Source organism: Streptomyces sp. NPDC005263, from assembly GCF_042872365.1.
Classification (GTDB): Bacteria; Actinomycetota; Actinomycetes; order Streptomycetales; family Streptomycetaceae; genus Streptomyces.
Genome location: NZ_JBIAKJ010000004.1, coordinates 433140 through 446895, shown reverse-complemented (window position 1 = coordinate 446895; position 13756 = coordinate 433140). Strand labels below are relative to the sequence as shown.

13 protein-coding genes are annotated in these 13756 nt (G+C 71.5%); 5 read left to right on the top strand and 8 right to left on the bottom strand.

The window, feature by feature from the left end:
- Nucleotides 1-25: 25 nt before the first annotated feature.
- The 4 genes from ACFYRY_RS20555 to ACFYRY_RS20540 all read right to left on the bottom strand — a co-directional run bounded on the left by ACFYRY_RS20555 (nt 26) and on the right by ACFYRY_RS20540 (nt 3504).
- Nucleotides 26-829 carry a thioesterase II family protein gene (locus ACFYRY_RS20555; RefSeq protein WP_389147253.1) on the bottom strand — a complete coding sequence of 268 codons (804 nt, stop codon included), beginning with the start codon at nt 827-829 and terminating at the stop codon, nt 26-28.
- A 110-nt stretch (nt 830-939) separates the two neighbouring features.
- Nucleotides 940-2172 carry a beta-ketoacyl-[acyl-carrier-protein] synthase family protein gene (locus tag ACFYRY_RS20550; protein ID WP_389147251.1) on the bottom strand — a complete coding sequence of 411 codons (1233 nt, stop codon included), beginning with the start codon at nt 2170-2172 and terminating at the stop codon, nt 940-942.
- Nucleotides 2172-2411 carry an acyl carrier protein gene (locus ACFYRY_RS20545; protein WP_389147248.1) on the bottom strand — a complete coding sequence of 80 codons (240 nt, stop codon included), beginning with the start codon at nt 2409-2411 and terminating at the stop codon, nt 2172-2174. Before ACFYRY_RS20545 ends, ACFYRY_RS20550 begins: the two co-directional genes overlap by 1 nt.
- Before the next feature lie 82 nt (nt 2412-2493).
- On the bottom strand, nt 2494-3504 hold the full coding sequence (locus ACFYRY_RS20540) for a beta-ketoacyl-ACP synthase III (protein WP_389147245.1): 1011 nt from the start codon (nt 3502-3504) through the stop codon (nt 2494-2496).
- A 357-nt stretch (nt 3505-3861) separates the two neighbouring features.
- Between ACFYRY_RS20540 and ACFYRY_RS20535 the strand changes: the two genes are divergently transcribed.
- From ACFYRY_RS20535 to ACFYRY_RS20520, 4 genes are all read left to right on the top strand, one after another.
- On the top strand, nt 3862-4854 hold the full coding sequence (locus ACFYRY_RS20535; RefSeq protein ID WP_389147242.1) for an aldo/keto reductase: 993 nt from the start codon (nt 3862-3864) through the stop codon (nt 4852-4854).
- Between the two features lie 83 nt (nt 4855-4937).
- Nucleotides 4938-5636, top strand: coding sequence for an HAD family phosphatase (locus tag ACFYRY_RS20530; RefSeq protein ID WP_356776311.1), 699 nt, complete (start codon nt 4938-4940; stop codon nt 5634-5636).
- 134 nt (nt 5637-5770) lie between these two features.
- Entirely contained in the window at nt 5771-6502 is a 732-nt protein-coding gene (locus ACFYRY_RS20525) for an HAD-IA family hydrolase (RefSeq protein ID WP_389147239.1), read from the top strand.
- A 46-nt stretch (nt 6503-6548) separates the two neighbouring features.
- Nucleotides 6549-8180: an MFS transporter gene (locus ACFYRY_RS20520; protein ID WP_389147236.1), complete on the top strand. Its 1632-nt coding sequence runs from the start codon at nt 6549-6551 to the stop codon at nt 8178-8180.
- Between the two features lie 81 nt (nt 8181-8261).
- Here the strand turns inward: ACFYRY_RS20520 and ACFYRY_RS20515 are convergent, their stop codons facing one another.
- From ACFYRY_RS20515 to ACFYRY_RS20500, 4 genes are all read right to left on the bottom strand, one after another.
- Nucleotides 8262-9260, bottom strand: coding sequence for a ScbA/BarX family gamma-butyrolactone biosynthesis protein (locus tag ACFYRY_RS20515; RefSeq protein WP_389148372.1), 999 nt, complete (start codon nt 9258-9260; stop codon nt 8262-8264).
- Nucleotides 9261-9345: 85 nt separating this feature from the next.
- Nucleotides 9346-9711, bottom strand: coding sequence for a hypothetical protein (locus ACFYRY_RS20510; protein WP_389147234.1), 366 nt, complete (start codon nt 9709-9711; stop codon nt 9346-9348).
- Nucleotides 9712-9802: 91 nt separating this feature from the next.
- Nucleotides 9803-10693, bottom strand: a complete 891-nt coding sequence (locus tag ACFYRY_RS20505; protein WP_389147231.1) for a DUF2382 domain-containing protein — start codon at nt 10691-10693, stop codon at nt 9803-9805.
- 182 nt (nt 10694-10875) lie between these two features.
- Entirely contained in the window at nt 10876-11625 is a 750-nt protein-coding gene (locus tag ACFYRY_RS20500) for a hypothetical protein (protein ID WP_389147228.1), read from the bottom strand.
- A 574-nt stretch (nt 11626-12199) separates the two neighbouring features.
- Here ACFYRY_RS20500 and ACFYRY_RS20495 point away from each other — a divergent pair.
- The gene (locus ACFYRY_RS20495; RefSeq protein ID WP_389147225.1) at nt 12200-13462 is read left to right on the top strand and encodes a hypothetical protein; all 1263 of its coding nucleotides are present in this window, start codon (nt 12200-12202) and stop codon (nt 13460-13462) included.
- Nucleotides 13463-13756 lie beyond the last annotated feature (294 nt).

Below are 13756 nucleotides of genomic sequence, written 5' to 3'. Positions count from 1 at the left end.
GCGCCCGTGGGAGGAGCCGCGCTCGTCAGCGGGCGGGGGACGAGGCCGGCAGTCCTCGCGCCGACCCCCGCACCACGTCTGCGGCGTGAGCGGCCGTCAGGGACGCGGCCAGCTCTTCCAGCAGGACACCCTGTCCGTTCGGGGTGAACGGGAAGAAGTGCCCGCCCTGGGCGGAACGTTGACGGAACGGCCCCGACGTGAAGCGGGCCCACAGGGGCAGTTCGCCGAGTGGGACGAGCGGATCGTCCGTACCGGCCAGCGCGGTCACCGGCACGGTGAGCCGGAGGGAGTCCACGGCGCGCAGCGCGTGCCGCGCGAGCGCGAGGTCATGGGCCAGGACCTGCCGCGCGGGGCTGAGTGACGGGTCGTGCAGGGCGTCGGCGGGCAGGCGGTGCCAGGCGAAGATCTCGGCCAGTTCGGCGGCGGCGTCCGGGTGCCGCGGGCGGGGCAGGCTCCGGGCGCCCGGGCGGGAACAGCTCACGACCAGACCGTCACAGCGTCCGCCGCCCGCGTGCGCCACGGCGAGCGCCAGCAGCCCTCCCAGACTGTGCCCGTAGAAGACCGTGGGGGCGGGCGCGAGGGCGGACAGCTCCCGGCGGACGCCCGACACGGCGGCGGTCAGCGTCGTACGCGGTGCGAGGCTCGCGCGCCGCTCCCGCCCGGGCAGGGTGACGCCCACCACCTCCACCGAGTCCGGCAGCCCGGCCAGGACGCTCGCATAGCGCTCCGCTCCGGCGCCGGCGTGCGGGAAGACGACGACGCGACTGTCGCGGTGGGCCGTGGGGCGCAGCAGGTGCGTCCAGCCGGCGGAGTGGGAAACCATGCTCATTCCTTGCTCCTTGCCGAATCGGGCGGTCGGGGCGTCGTCGAGGAGGGCGGCCCGGCGGCGCCGGGCCGGGAGCACGCTCCCGGCCCGGACGGCCCGGCCCACCGTGGGGCTCAGGCCGACGTGATGACGAGCGCGGCGTTGTGGCCGCCGAACCCCAGCGACGTGCTGACGGCGACGTCCACCGGGGTGGTCCGGGCCTCACCGCTGACCAGGTTCAACTCGATGGCGGGGTCCGGGTTCTTCAGGTTCGCCGTCGGCGGCACCGTGCCGTGCTGCACGGCCAGCACCGTGTACGCCGCCTCGATGGCACCCGCGGCCGCCAGCGCGTGGCCGGTGACTCCCTTGGTCGACGTGACCAGGGGCGTGTCGCCCAGGACACGGCGCAGCATCCTGCCCTCGACCAGGTCGTTCATCGCGGTGGCCGTGCCGTGCGCGTTGACGTGGCGGACGTCCGAGGGCTCCACACCGGCGTCCGCCAGGGCGGCGCGCAGTGCCCGCTCGATGCCCTCCCCGTCGGGGTGCGGGGCGGTGGCGTGGTGGGCGTCGGACGAGGATCCGTACCCCCTGACGACGGCGCGGACCGACGCGCCCCGGGCACGGGCGTCCGCCTCCCGCTCCAGGACGAGCACCCCGGCCGCCTCCGCGGCCACGAAACCGTCCCGCTCCGCGTCGAACGGTTTACCGGCGTGCTCGGGCGCGTCCCCCGACTTGGACAGCGCGCCCATCTTGCACAGACCGGCCATCACCGTCGGAGTGAGCGCCGACTCGCTGGCGCCCGCCAGCACGATGTCGCAGGCCCCGGAACGCAGCAGGTCCCGGGCGGTGCCGATGGCGGTCGCGCCGGACGCGCACGCGGTGGCCGTGACCAGACTCGGCCCCCGGGCACCACAGTCGATCGCCACATAGCCCGCGACCATGTTCGGCATGTACTTCGTCACCAGCAGCGGCGAGACCTTCTCGGCGCCGCGATCGCGCAGCGTGTCGTGCTGCTCGGCGAAGGTGGCGGCACCGCCGAGCGAGTTGCCGAGCACCACCCCCACCCGGGCACCGTCCCAGGACGTGGAGTCCCAGCCCGCGTCGGCGACGGCCATCCGCGAGGCCACGATGGCGAGTTGGACGAACCGCTCCAGCTGCCAGCCGGCGAAGCCGCCGAGCAGTTCACCGGCGTCGAACCCCGGCACCCGGCAGGAGAAGTCGACCGACAGCGCGTCGAGTGCGGGGTCGCGGGTGGCGCAGGAGCGCCCTGACAGCACCCGCTCCCAGTTCTCCGCCACGCCGATCCCGGCCGGGGTCACCAGACCCAGACCGGTGACGGCTATGCCGTTCGTACGACCGTCCGCCATCAGACCGCCGCTCCCTTGGCCGACAGGAGCTGGACCAGGTCGTCCAGGGTGTGCTGCTCGGTGAGCTCACCGTCCTCGATCTCCACGCCGAACTCCTTGTCCAGGACGAGGCCGAGCTCGATCAGGACCAGGGAGTCGAAGGACAGTTTGCCGAGGGTCACCTCGGACGCGATGATCTCCGGCTTGACCTTGAACTGGTCCGAGAGAAGGACCGAGACGCGCTCCGCGATTGCCTGCATGGTGTTTCTCCTTGTGACGCGATGAGTGATGAGGGGAAGTGATGAGAGGTGAGGGGTGGGGGGAGCTGGGTGCGGACCGGCGTCAGACCGCCGTGATATCGGGCCATACGAGGGCCACCGACCCCCAGGTGAGACCCCCGCCGAACCCGCCGAGCACGACACGCTGGCCGGGGAGCAGTTCGCCGTCGGCCGAGGCGTCGGCCAGGACCAGCGGGATCGAGGCCGCGACGGTGTTGCCGACCCGCTCGATGTTGGCGGGGAACCGGTCGAGCGGTAGGTCGAGGCGCTCGGCGACCGCCGCCAGGATGCGCGCGTTGGCCTGGTGCAGGACGACCTTGTCGAGGTCCTCGACCGCCCAGCCCGCGGCGTCGGCCGTCGTCGTCACGGAGGCCGCCATGTGGCGCACGGCCTCCGCGAAGACCGGGCGGCCCTCCATGGTGAAGTACGTGGCCTCCGCGGCGGCCGGCAGACCGGTGGAACGCTGCCGTGAGCCGCCGGCCGCCACCTGGATGAGGTCGCTCTGGCCGCCGTCGCTGCCGAGGTGGAGCCCCGTGAGGGCACCGGGCTCCGTCGCCCGGCCGGCCCGCAGGTACACCGCCCCGGCGCCGTCTCCGAAAATGGCCCTGGTCGTACGGTCGGCCGGGTTGAGGATGGTGGAGAACGTGTCCGCCCCGATGACCAGGACGGAACCGGCGAAGCCCGCCTGGATGAAACCGGCGGCCGCCCCCAGCGCGTAGACGAAGCCCGTGCACACGGCGGCGATGTCGAACGCGCCGACACCGTCGAGCCCCAGCCGGTCGGCGACCTCCGGCGCGGTGGCCGGGCAGGGGCGGTCCGGGGTGCTGGTGGCGACCACGACGATGTCGGCCCGCTCCTCGCCCGCGGACTTCAGGGCCCGGCGCCCGGCCTCGACGGCGAGGTCACCGGTCGATCCGCCCGGGTCGATGACGTGCCGCCGGCGGATCCCGGTGCGGCTGCTGATCCACTCGTCCGAGGTGTCCAGTTGCCGGGCGAGGTCGTCGTTGGTGACCACCGTGGACGGGACCCAGCTGCCCAGGCCGGCGACGACCGCCGCGCGGTCCGACCCGGTCATCCGGCGTCTCCGTCACCGTGGGACGTCTTCGAGGTGCGGCTGTCAGCCACAGCCGTTGTCGCTGTCGTAGCCGTCACTGCGTTGTTCCTCCTGGCTGCTGTCGTGGTGCGCCGACCACGCTGTGGCGCTCGTCGGAGTTCTCACTGTGGCAACGCGGGCTCCGCTTTCCCTCACCGACGGCCCACGCAGGGCACATGTGCCGCTCACGTCGGCCATGAGCGGCACATGAGCAGTGCGTAAGTACGCGCCGCCAGCATGGAATCCGTCCGGAACGCCCGTGCCGCCGCGCAGGCGCACCCGTGCTCCGGACACGCCTTCACACGACCCGGCCCACGACCGCGCACGAGGAGAACGTCAGTGCAGCAACGCAGGATAGGAACGAACGGCCCGGTGGTCTCCGCCATCGGCCTCGGCTGCATGGGGATGTCGGAGTTCTACGGTCCGACCGACGAGGCCGAGAGCCTGGCCACCCTTCAGGCGGCCCTGGACAGCGGTGTGACGCTGCTCGACACCGCCGACATGTACGGCAAGGGCCACAACGAGCGTCTGGTGGGCCGGGCCATCGCGGACCGCCGCGACCAGGTGGTCCTCGCGACCAAGTTCGGCATCCGGCGCGACGACAGCGACCCGCGGGAGGGCCGGAAGATCGACTCCAGCCCGGAGCACTGCCGGCGGGCCGTCGACGCCTCGCTGCGGCGCCTGGGCGTCGACCACATCGACCTCTACTACCTCCACCGCAAGAGCCCCGACATCCCCGTCGAGGAGACCGTCGGCGCCATGGCGGAGCTGGTGCGAGCCGGCAAGGTCGGCCACCTCGGGCTCTCCGAGGTGACCGCGGACACCCTGCGCCGCGCGCACGCCGTCCACCCCATCGCGGCGCTGCAGACCGAGTACTCGCTGTGGACCCGCGAGGTGGAGGAAGAGGTCCTGCCGGCAGCCCGGGAGCTGGGCACCTCGCTCGTGGCGTACTCGCCGATCGGACGGGGTTTCCTGACCGGCGCGATCACCCGGCCCGAGGACCTCGACCCCACCGACTTCCGGCACTCGCACCCCCGCTTCCAGCAGGAGCACCTGGCGCGCAACGTCCGGATGGTCGAGCGGCTCCGTGAACTCGCGGAGCTCTACGGCTGCAGCCCCGTACAGCTGGCCCTGGCCTGGCTGCTGGCCCAGGGCGACGACATCGTCCCCATCCCGGGCACCCGCCGGATCGGCTACCTGCGCGAGAACGTCGCCGCCGCCGACCTGCGGCTCACCGACGAGCAACTCGCCGAAGTGTCGGCCGCGGTGCCCAGCGACGTCGTCTCCGGCGACCGCTACGACCCGGCGGGCATGGCGACCGTCGGCCGCTGACGGCCCCCCCCGGGCCACCTCCCTTCCCCCCCCACACGTTCCGGTGCCGTCCCGCGGCCCGGCCCTAGGTAACGAGGAATTCCATGGCAGAGAAGCTCAAGCAGCTCAAGCTGGCCGCCGTCAACATCGACGGCGTCCTGCTCAACGACACCTTCAGCCCCGTCATCCACAACTTCATCGTCAGCCGCGGCGGCGAGTACACCCCCGACGTCGAGCGCAGCATCTTCTCCCAGCCGCAGCTGGTGGGCGGCCAGGGCATGGCCAACGCGGCCCGCGTCCCGTGGACCGCCCAGGAGGCGATCGACGTCTACTTCAAGGAGCGCGAGGAGTACACCCGCGAGCACCCGGTCGAGCTGCTCGACGGCGCGATCGACCTGCTGCGCCGGCTGCGCGCGCTCGGCCTGAAGACGGTCAGCTACGGCGGCCTCGACAAGTCGCACTTCGACCACTTCCTGGGCGAGTACGCCGACCTCTTCGACGAGCCCGGCTACGTCTGCACCAACGACTTCCGCCCCGGCCTGCGCGAGATCACCACCGAGGTCTTCGGCCTGAAGTACGACGACGTGCTGTTCATCGACGACGTGGCCCGGGTCGCGGAGGTCGCCAAGGCCCTGGAGATCCCCTTCATCGGCCACCCCAGCTCCTTCGAGCACAGCTTCCAGCCCCAGCTGATGCGTGAGACCGGTGCCCGGCACATCGTCGACTCGCTGCACTCCATCGACGAGGACCTGCTGCGCACCCTCGACGCCGAGGCCGCCGAGCGGTCCGTCTGGCGCGTCTGACCCCAAGCGCCGCGGCACCCGCCGGACGGGCCGCCACCCGGCCTGTCCGGCACCCGCCGGCGCCCCTCCCTCCCCCCCCCACGCGGTCTCACCCCTCCCGGCCGCGCCTCCCTTCCTCACCCAGGAGTTACGCCATGGACCGCGCCGCTTCCCCGCAGACCGTGCTGCTGGACTTCGACGGAGTGCTGAGCCTGAACGCGTCGAGCCTGCTGCTGCTCGCACTGCACGAGGGCATCAACCGCCACACCGAGTTGCCGATCGAGGCGACGGTCACGCAGTTCAAGGCCATCAGCACCTTTCCCCAGCGGGAGAGCCTGCGCGTGCTGTTCACCGGCCTCGGTATCGAACAGCACCTGAACGCCGAGATCGACGCGCTCAGGTCGCTGACCTCGGTCCGGGGCACGCCGCTGACCCTCGGCGAGGGAGTGGAGGTGTTCTGCGCGCAGCAGCGTGCGCGGGGCACGCGGTTGCGGGTGTTCTCCACCATGGACCGCACCACCGCGCGCCGCTCCCTGCTCGACGGGCTGTTCCGGCCCGAGGACTACGTGGCGCTCGACCACTCCTCCAAGGCCGACCCGGACACCTACGCGGCCCTGCTCGCGGCCGAAGGCGTGGCGGACCCGGCCGAGTGGCTGCTGGTGGACGACTCCCCGCTCGCCCTGCGCGCGGCCAAGATCGCCGGACTGCGTACGGTGCTGATGCGCGGCGCCGTCTTCTCGGACGACGACGTCTCGGCGTTCGGGTCCTTCATCGACGCGCAGGTGACCTCGTTCGCGGAGCTCGGCGACGTCCTCACCACCGAGGACCCCTCGCCGGCCGCGCCGCCGTCGGCGGACGAGGCCCCGCGGCCGGCCTCCCGGCTCTGACCACGCCCCCGACCCGCCAGCCCGTACTTCCCCCGGTTAGGTTCCGATGTCCAAGTCACCTGCTGATTCCGAACTCGCACCCCCCAGGACCGACCCCGAACAGACCGCCCCCCGGGCGGACAGCGCCGCGCGCACCCCGGAAGGCCGGACCACACCCCCGGGCCGCCCCGCCGTCGGCCCCACCCGGGTGCTGGTGGCCATCGCCCTGGCAGCCGTGATGCTGCCCATCTCCGTCACCGGGCCGGGTGTCGCCCTCGCCGACATGTCCGGCGCGCTGCACGCCTCGGCCGCCTCCACCCAGTGGGTGCTGAACGCCTACAACGTGGCGTTCACCGCCTTCATGCTCGCGGCCGGTTCCGCGGCCGACCTCTTCGGGCGCCGCCGCCTCTTCCTGAGCGGCACGGCCGTCTTCGGGCTGGCCTCGCTCGTCGCGGGCACCGCTCCCACCATCCTGCTCGTGGACCTGGCGCGCTTCGTTCAGGGCATGGGCGCGGCAGCGGTACTGACCAGTGGTTCCGCGCTGCTCGCCCACACCTTCAGCGGGGCCGCCCGAGCCAGGGCCTTCGGCATCTTCGGCGCCTCGATCGGGTTCGGCCTGGCGATGGGTCCGTTCGTGTCCGGCCTGCTGGTGGGCGTGGCGTCCTGGCACGCCGTGTTCCTGGTCAACGTCCTGCTCGGCGCGGTCGTCCTCGTCCTGGCCCGACCGCTGCCCGAGTCGAAGAACCCGGACGCGCGACGCGTCGACCTGCCCGGCGTCCTGACCTTCACCCTGGCCCTCATGCTGCTCGCCCTCGGCTTCGTCGAGGGACCCTCACAGGGGTGGGGCGGAGCCGTCACGCTCGGCTCCTTCGCGGGCGCGGCACTGTTCCTCGCCCTGTTCGTCGTGGTGGAACTGCGCGTCGCCGAGCCGATGTTCGACCTGAGCCTGCTGCGGCGCCCCACGTTCGTCGCGATCATCTGGCAGCCGGTGAGCATCGTCTTCGCGTTCGCGGCCCTGCTCGTCTACCTGCCGCCGTACTTCCAGGGCGCGGGCGGCGCGGGGTCGACGATGTCCGGCGCGATGCTGCTGCCGCTGACGCTGCCGGTCTTCATCCTGCCGCTGTTCACCCCCACCCTGGTCCGGCTGCTGTCGGTACGGACGCTGCTCGCCGTCGGACCGGCGGTGCTGGCCGTCGCGCTGCTGCTGATGACGTTCACCGACCCGGTGTCGTCCCGCACCGGGCTGTACGCGGCGCTGCTGCTGGCCGGTATCGGCATCGGCCTCGCCTTCGGCGTCATGGACAACGCGGCGGTCAGCGTCGTACCGGCCGAGCGCAGCGGTATGGCGTCCGGCATGTTCAACACCCTCCGGGTCGCCGGTGAGACGATCGGCGTCGCGTGTGTGGGCGGACTGCTGCTCACCTCGACCCGCCAGCAGTTGGCCGCGGGCGACAGCGGGACGGTCAGCGGGGGCCCGGACAGCGGCACGATGGCCGACGACGTGGTCCAGGGCCGACTGGGTTCGGTGCGCGCGAGCGGTGGAGAGGACCTGGTGGACCGGGCGGTCCAGGGTCTCCAGCACGGTTGGAGCGTCGTCTACGTGGTGCTGGCCTGCGTGGCCCTCGCCGGGGCGATCGCCATCTTCACCATGGTCCGCGACCGTGACCTCGACCAGTCCGCCAGCGGGCAGGACGCGTAGGCCGGTACGCGGCACACCGGACGCGGCACACAAAGACTGTCCGGACTCCACCGAAGTGGGGCCCGGACAGTCTTTCCGCGGTTACCGTCCCGCGCCCGCGCCCTCCAGGGTGAAGACCGCCCGGGCGACACCGCGCCCGCCCTGCTCGAACGTCACGGGTATCGAGACGGCCCCGGCACCGGCGGCCGCCTGCTCAGAGCCGTCGGCGACCACGATGAGGGGCTCGTCGAGTTCCGCGTAAGCGTTGAACGAGGCTTCCAGCCCCGAGACCGACCACGACGCCGCCGGCGCCCCGAAGAGTTCCTCGGCGGTCAGCAGGGCGCTCTGCCGTCCCGCCTCCATCAGCACCATGCCGGGCACGTGGTCCTGGGCGTGGTCGAACAGGCTGGGGTGCCCGCCGGCCACCAGCAACCGTGCCCGAACCTGCCGGCCGTCGGTGACCGGGTCGAGCAGCACCACGTTCTCCTGCCGCTCCCGGCCCACCCGTCCGGGCCGCACCAGGCCCTCCGTGACCGGGCGGCGGTACGACTCGGACGTGGGCGTGTCACCGCCGTCCCGTCGGCCGCGGAGCATCCCGTACACGCTGTCGGCGACGTACTTCACCCGCATGGTCACCTCGCCCACCGGCCGCCCGTCCACGGTGATCGCCATGCGGTACCGCAGACCGCGCAGTGACCCCCCGACCCACTGCGCGTCGTGCGTCGTGGCCGCGATCGTCACCTCGGCCGGCCCGTGGGCACGCTCCAGCGCGGCCAGGCCCGGCAGCTCCATCGACCACTGCTGGAGCACGAACTTGGTGCCGTCCGGCGCCCCGAAGTGCGCGTGCACCGCGTGCGTCTCGGCCTGGCGGCAGCACTCCAGCAGGAACAGCGGATCGACCGCGGACCCGGTCGTGTGGTCGGTGTAGTAGGCGTGGAACGGCGGCAGTTGCGCTCCGGCCACGAAACGACCGTCGTCGACCGCCGCGCTGTCGGTCAGGAACACCTCCGACAGCGCCCGCCGGTGTACGAGCCCCTTCGCCACGGTGCGCTCGAAGGTGAGCGCACCCAGCGCGGCCCCCACGCTGTCCGTCTCGGCCATCACGGTCACTGGAATCCCCTTCGCCAGACTGTCCTTACGGACGGCCACACTCCCAGCGACGGCTCACGCGCAACTCACGCACTCGTCACGCTCCTTGGCGCGCCTTCTGAGCCTGACGGAAGTCGAGGTACGACAGCCCTGTGACCAGCAGCGGAATCATGACGCACAGCAGTACGACGCGGAGCCGTCCGTCCGTCAGCGCGGCGACCAGGACCACCGCGATGGCGCTGCCGACGAAGCCGGAGAACTGGCGGTAGGAGCGGAACCCGCCCGTCACCGTCGGGCCGGGATCGTCCTCCTCGGCGAGCGCGGCCCGCACGGGGTGGTCGTCGCCCTCGCGACGGGCGTGCCACCAGGCGAAGAACCAGCGGGCGACCACGTAGAGAACGAGGACGCCCAGCAGGATCCACCACTCGGCGGGGTCATCGGGTAATGAGCGCGCAAGTGTCATGAGCATCGCGTGCCCCGAGCCCGGGGGAGCAGACGATTCCGCATCCACGCCGGAACGGACCGGGGCACCCGACTATTACCGGACAGGCGTGTCAGTCGGTCTTGCCGGTCTTGCCGGTCTTGCCGGTCTTGCCGGTCTCGCCGGTCTGGCCGGTCTCGCCCGTCTCTTCGGGAAGCTCGGTCTCGATCTTCTCCTTGCGGACCTTGCCGCGAACGGTCTCTTCCTCGGTACGTTCCTCGGTGTCCAGCCGCACGCGTTCGACGGGGACGGCCTCCGTCTCCACGACGGGGCGCTCTTCGTGGATGGTCACCTCGTGTTCGGCCTCGGTGATGTCGGTGCCGGACATGGCGGCGTCCCGGTTGGCGTCGGTGATCGGCTCGTGCTCGACGCGGACTTCCTCGTGGCGTACGGGGACGGTCTTCTGGACCTCCTCGGTGACGACGTACTTGCGCAGGCGCGCCCGGCCGGTCGCACGGCGCTCGACACCGACGTGCATCTGCTCCTCGGAGCGCGTCATCGCGTCGTCACCCGCGGGTTCTCTCCCAGCAGCGGTCCCGGCAGTGGTTCCGGCGGCGGTCCCGGCGGCGGTTCCGGTCTGCGCGGCGGTGCCGCTGTCTGCCCGGCGGCCTTGGGCCCGCTGGTTGGCCTGCTGCCAGGCGGTGTCCCAGTCGACGCCGTAGTACTCGTACAGGCGGTGCTCTTCCTCTTCGGACAGATGTCCGCCGGCATCGACATCGACGTTCGGTGCCTCCTTGACGGTGTCCTTGGCGAAGGGCACCTCCAGGTGGTCCTCCACCACGGTCCCGTCGTGGATCGGCACGAACGACTCGCTGGTGCCGAAGAAACCGGTCTTCACGCTCACCCATTCGGGCTCACCGGTCACATCGTCGAAGAAGACGTGCTTGGCGTCACCGATCTTGTTGCCATGCCCGTCATAGACGGGATGATCCAGAACAATAGATATCTGGTCGCGAGTGATCATTGGTGCTCTCCTTGCTCCTGTCGCTCCCCTACGCGTAACCACTCCTTTCAGCAGCAAAAGCAGACAATCCAGAAAAAGCGGAAATATTTTCGAAGGCGCCGACCAGGTTCCGTCCGTCATCGGCATGCGCATGCCAGTGATCGGCCGGCGTATGCCGGTTCGCGGTCGTTCCGGGTGTCAGTTCACGGTGAAGTAGTAGTCGTAGGGCGCCAGTTGGATGCCGGAGCGGGTCGTCGCGTGGGCCGTGAGGTCGTGAAGGTGCCCGGGACGCCGACGCCGCCGCCCGCACGGTTCTCGGGATAGGCGTTCGAAGCGACGGTCGGAGTGGTGTCGTAGCGGACGCGCCACCAAGCCGCGTCGCTGACCCAGCCGTTCGCGCTCCTGCTGGTCACCTGGAGGCTCTCGCCGTCGGCCCCGTCCAGCGCGAGCTCCATGGTCGCCGTGCCGTCCGCCCTCGCCGCGACCTCGAAGGTCCTGTCGTCCTGACCGCCGACGGTCTGTACGGAGTAGCTGACGATCGGGCTCTTCGCCTGGAGCTCGGGGGCGGGACGGAACGTGAACTCGGTCGGCTCACCGAACTCGGGCTTCGCGACGGCCGAGGTGACGGTGGGCGCCGCGGAGTTGGCGCGGAAGGTGTAACTGGCGATCGCCGACCCGTTGTGGGCACGGTCCAGGCTGCGCACCCACAGCGTCATCGGACCGGAACCGGTCGGCGGGACGAGGCGGAGCGTGGCCGAACCGCCGAGCGTGTCGGCACGCTTGAAGTACGTCGTGTCCAAGTACGGGTCGACAGGCTGCGGAACGCCATAGGAACCGATGCTCGTGCCGATGACCGGCAGACCCTGCTGCCAGGAGAACTCGAACCCCTCGACATCGCCGACACCGCCCGCGCTCAACGTGAACTCGACCGGCTCGCCCCCCCCTTGTTCCACCCGTCCGGAGAGTAGTTCGGCGAGGTGATGGTGGGCGCGTTGGCCGGGCGGGTCTTGTCGATCGTGACGTAGCAGGGGGCAGACCAGTCCGAGGCCGCGTTCCCGATCACCGTCCGCGCCTGCCACGCGTAGGTCTGCCCGTCGGCGAGCGCACTGGCGGGCAGGGTGGCGGGGGCCTCGAAGTCATGGGGGACGCGGTCGCGGGTGACCGTCGTGATCCGCGTCGGGTCTCGGCGTGGTGGGCGTCCCGTCCGCCGCGCTCGCGGGCGACACGGCGCCGGTCAGCGCCAGGCCGAGGGTTCCCAGAGAAGCGAGGACTGCACGGGGTCTCGCGCCTAAGGACATGGTCAAGTGATCCCTCCCGTTGTGGATGCTCGATGCTCGATGCTCGTACGGGGGTGCGGGGGCTGATACGCACTGATGTGCGAGCGGCGAGGGGATCGTACTGGGGTGCCGCAGACCGACGCATGAGGATTAAGGAGGCCCTGGCCTGGGCGGATGGTCCTGACCGCGCACCGAGCCCCAAAATGGTTCAAAATGGTCAAAACGTACGACAATCCGCGGAGGCGTGGCGATGCGCGGCAACGCCGAGAACGACGAGGGCTCCGTCGAGGAGTACGACGACGAGCGCGCTGACGAACCCAGCGCCGAGGACAGCGACGAGTACGCCGATCCCGAGGCCTACGAAGAGGCTGACGAAGAGGCCGACGAAGAGGCTTACGAAGGGGCCTACGAAGACGAGGACGCAGCCGGTGCGAGTCCTGACGTCTTCCTCGACGTTCCGATCCTGAAGGTCGACGAGATCGACCTGGACGTCGAGGACCTGCGGGCGCATGTCTCGCTGCAGGCCGAGGTGCTTGACCTGCTCAAACTGAATGTCGGCGCCGACATCACGCTCGGCCGGGTGCACCTGGGCATCTCGGGCGTGGAGGCCCAGGCCCAGCTCAAGGTGCGTCTCCACCACGTCGCAAAGATCATCGACCGCGTCCTCACCACCCTCGACCGCAACCCGGAGATCCTGCACGAGCTGGCGCGGGGAGTCGGGTCCGCCGTACAGGACGTCGGCGGCGGCGCCCGTCAGGCCGTGGGGGAGGTGGGCGCGGGCGCCGGAAAGGCCGTCCAGGAGGTCGGCCAGGGTGCGGGGTCGGCGGTACAGGATGTGGGGGAGGGTGCGGGGTCCGCGGTGCGGGATGTGGGGGAGGGTGCCGGATCCGCGGTGCAGGAAGTGGGGGAGGGCGCTGGTTCCGCGGTGCAGGAAGTGGGCGAAGGCGCCGGGGGAGCTGTTCAGGAGGCGGGCCGGGGCGTCGGAGGTGCTGCCCAGGAGGCGGGCCGGGGCGTCGGCTCCGCGGCGCAGGATGTCGGGCAAGGGGCCGGGAAGGCCGCTCAGGACGTGGGCGGTGGCGCAGGGCGCGCGGCGGAGGACGTCGGCCGTGGCACAGGACGCGCGGCGGAGGACGTAGGCCGTGGTGCAGGGCGGGCGGCGGAGGACGTCGGCCGGCAGACGAGCCGGACCGTCGAAGGCGCCGGTGAGACGGCGGGCGGCGCCGCCGGAAAGGCGGCCGAACAGGTCGGGCGTGAGACGGAAGCGGCAGCCGACACGGCACGGGACGCCGGCGACACCGTCGCCGGCGCCACGGACACGGCGAACGCCCCGCAGGAAGGCGCCGAGTCGGCCGAGCCGCGTGCTGTCGCACGCAAGGGCGCGGAGGACGAGCAGGGGCGGACCGACCGGAGGCACGACCGCACCCGCAAGCGCCGGGCGCGCGGAGAGGACGGGAAACTGCCACGAAGGCCCGGTCGCCGTCATGCCGCCAAGGGGTCTGAGGAACCGCCCTGAACGCGAGGCGCGCAAGCCGGGAGCCCGGCAGGGGACATCTCGTTCCGCTCGACGGTCCACGCCGAACGGCTCCGCTTCACCCAGGCACCCCGGACAGCCGTCCACTTCCCCGGCACCGGCACGCGAGAGTCGACGAGCCGCAGCCACCGCACCCACCTACCGGACCCGGTCGCCCCCGGTCAGGAATACCAGGACGTCGCCGTCACCTACCACCTCGCCACCCGTCTCACCGGCGAGCCGGAGGCGGGACGGGACGGCGACGACGGCACCGACGAGTGATCCGCAGCGCCGGCC

Excerpts from the sequence above, each read along its gene's own strand:
- ACFYRY_RS20520 (WP_389147236.1), top strand. The coding sequence starts at position 6,549 with ATGTCCAAGTCACCTGCTGATTCCGAACTCGCACCCCCCAGGACCGAC.
- ACFYRY_RS20555 (WP_389147253.1), bottom strand. The coding sequence starts at position 829 with ATGAGCATGGTTTCCCACTCCGCCGGCTGGACGCACCTGCTGCGCCCC.
- ACFYRY_RS20540 (WP_389147245.1), bottom strand. The coding sequence starts at position 3,504 with ATGACCGGGTCGGACCGCGCGGCGGTCGTCGCCGGCCTGGGCAGCTGG.
- ACFYRY_RS20505 (WP_389147231.1), bottom strand. The coding sequence starts at position 10,693 with ATGATCACTCGCGACCAGATATCTATTGTTCTGGATCATCCCGTCTAT.
- ACFYRY_RS20525 (WP_389147239.1), top strand. The coding sequence starts at position 5,771 with ATGGACCGCGCCGCTTCCCCGCAGACCGTGCTGCTGGACTTCGACGGA.
- ACFYRY_RS20545 (WP_389147248.1), bottom strand. The coding sequence starts at position 2,411 with ATGCAGGCAATCGCGGAGCGCGTCTCGGTCCTTCTCTCGGACCAGTTC.
- ACFYRY_RS20510 (WP_389147234.1), bottom strand. The coding sequence starts at position 9,711 with ATGACACTTGCGCGCTCATTACCCGATGACCCCGCCGAGTGGTGGATC.
- ACFYRY_RS20495 (WP_389147225.1), top strand. The coding sequence starts at position 12,200 with ATGCGCGGCAACGCCGAGAACGACGAGGGCTCCGTCGAGGAGTACGAC.
- ACFYRY_RS20550 (WP_389147251.1), bottom strand. The coding sequence starts at position 2,172 with ATGGCGGACGGTCGTACGAACGGCATAGCCGTCACCGGTCTGGGTCTG.
- ACFYRY_RS20530 (WP_356776311.1), top strand. The coding sequence starts at position 4,938 with ATGGCAGAGAAGCTCAAGCAGCTCAAGCTGGCCGCCGTCAACATCGAC.
- ACFYRY_RS20515 (WP_389148372.1), bottom strand. The coding sequence starts at position 9,260 with ATGGCCGAGACGGACAGCGTGGGGGCCGCGCTGGGTGCGCTCACCTTC.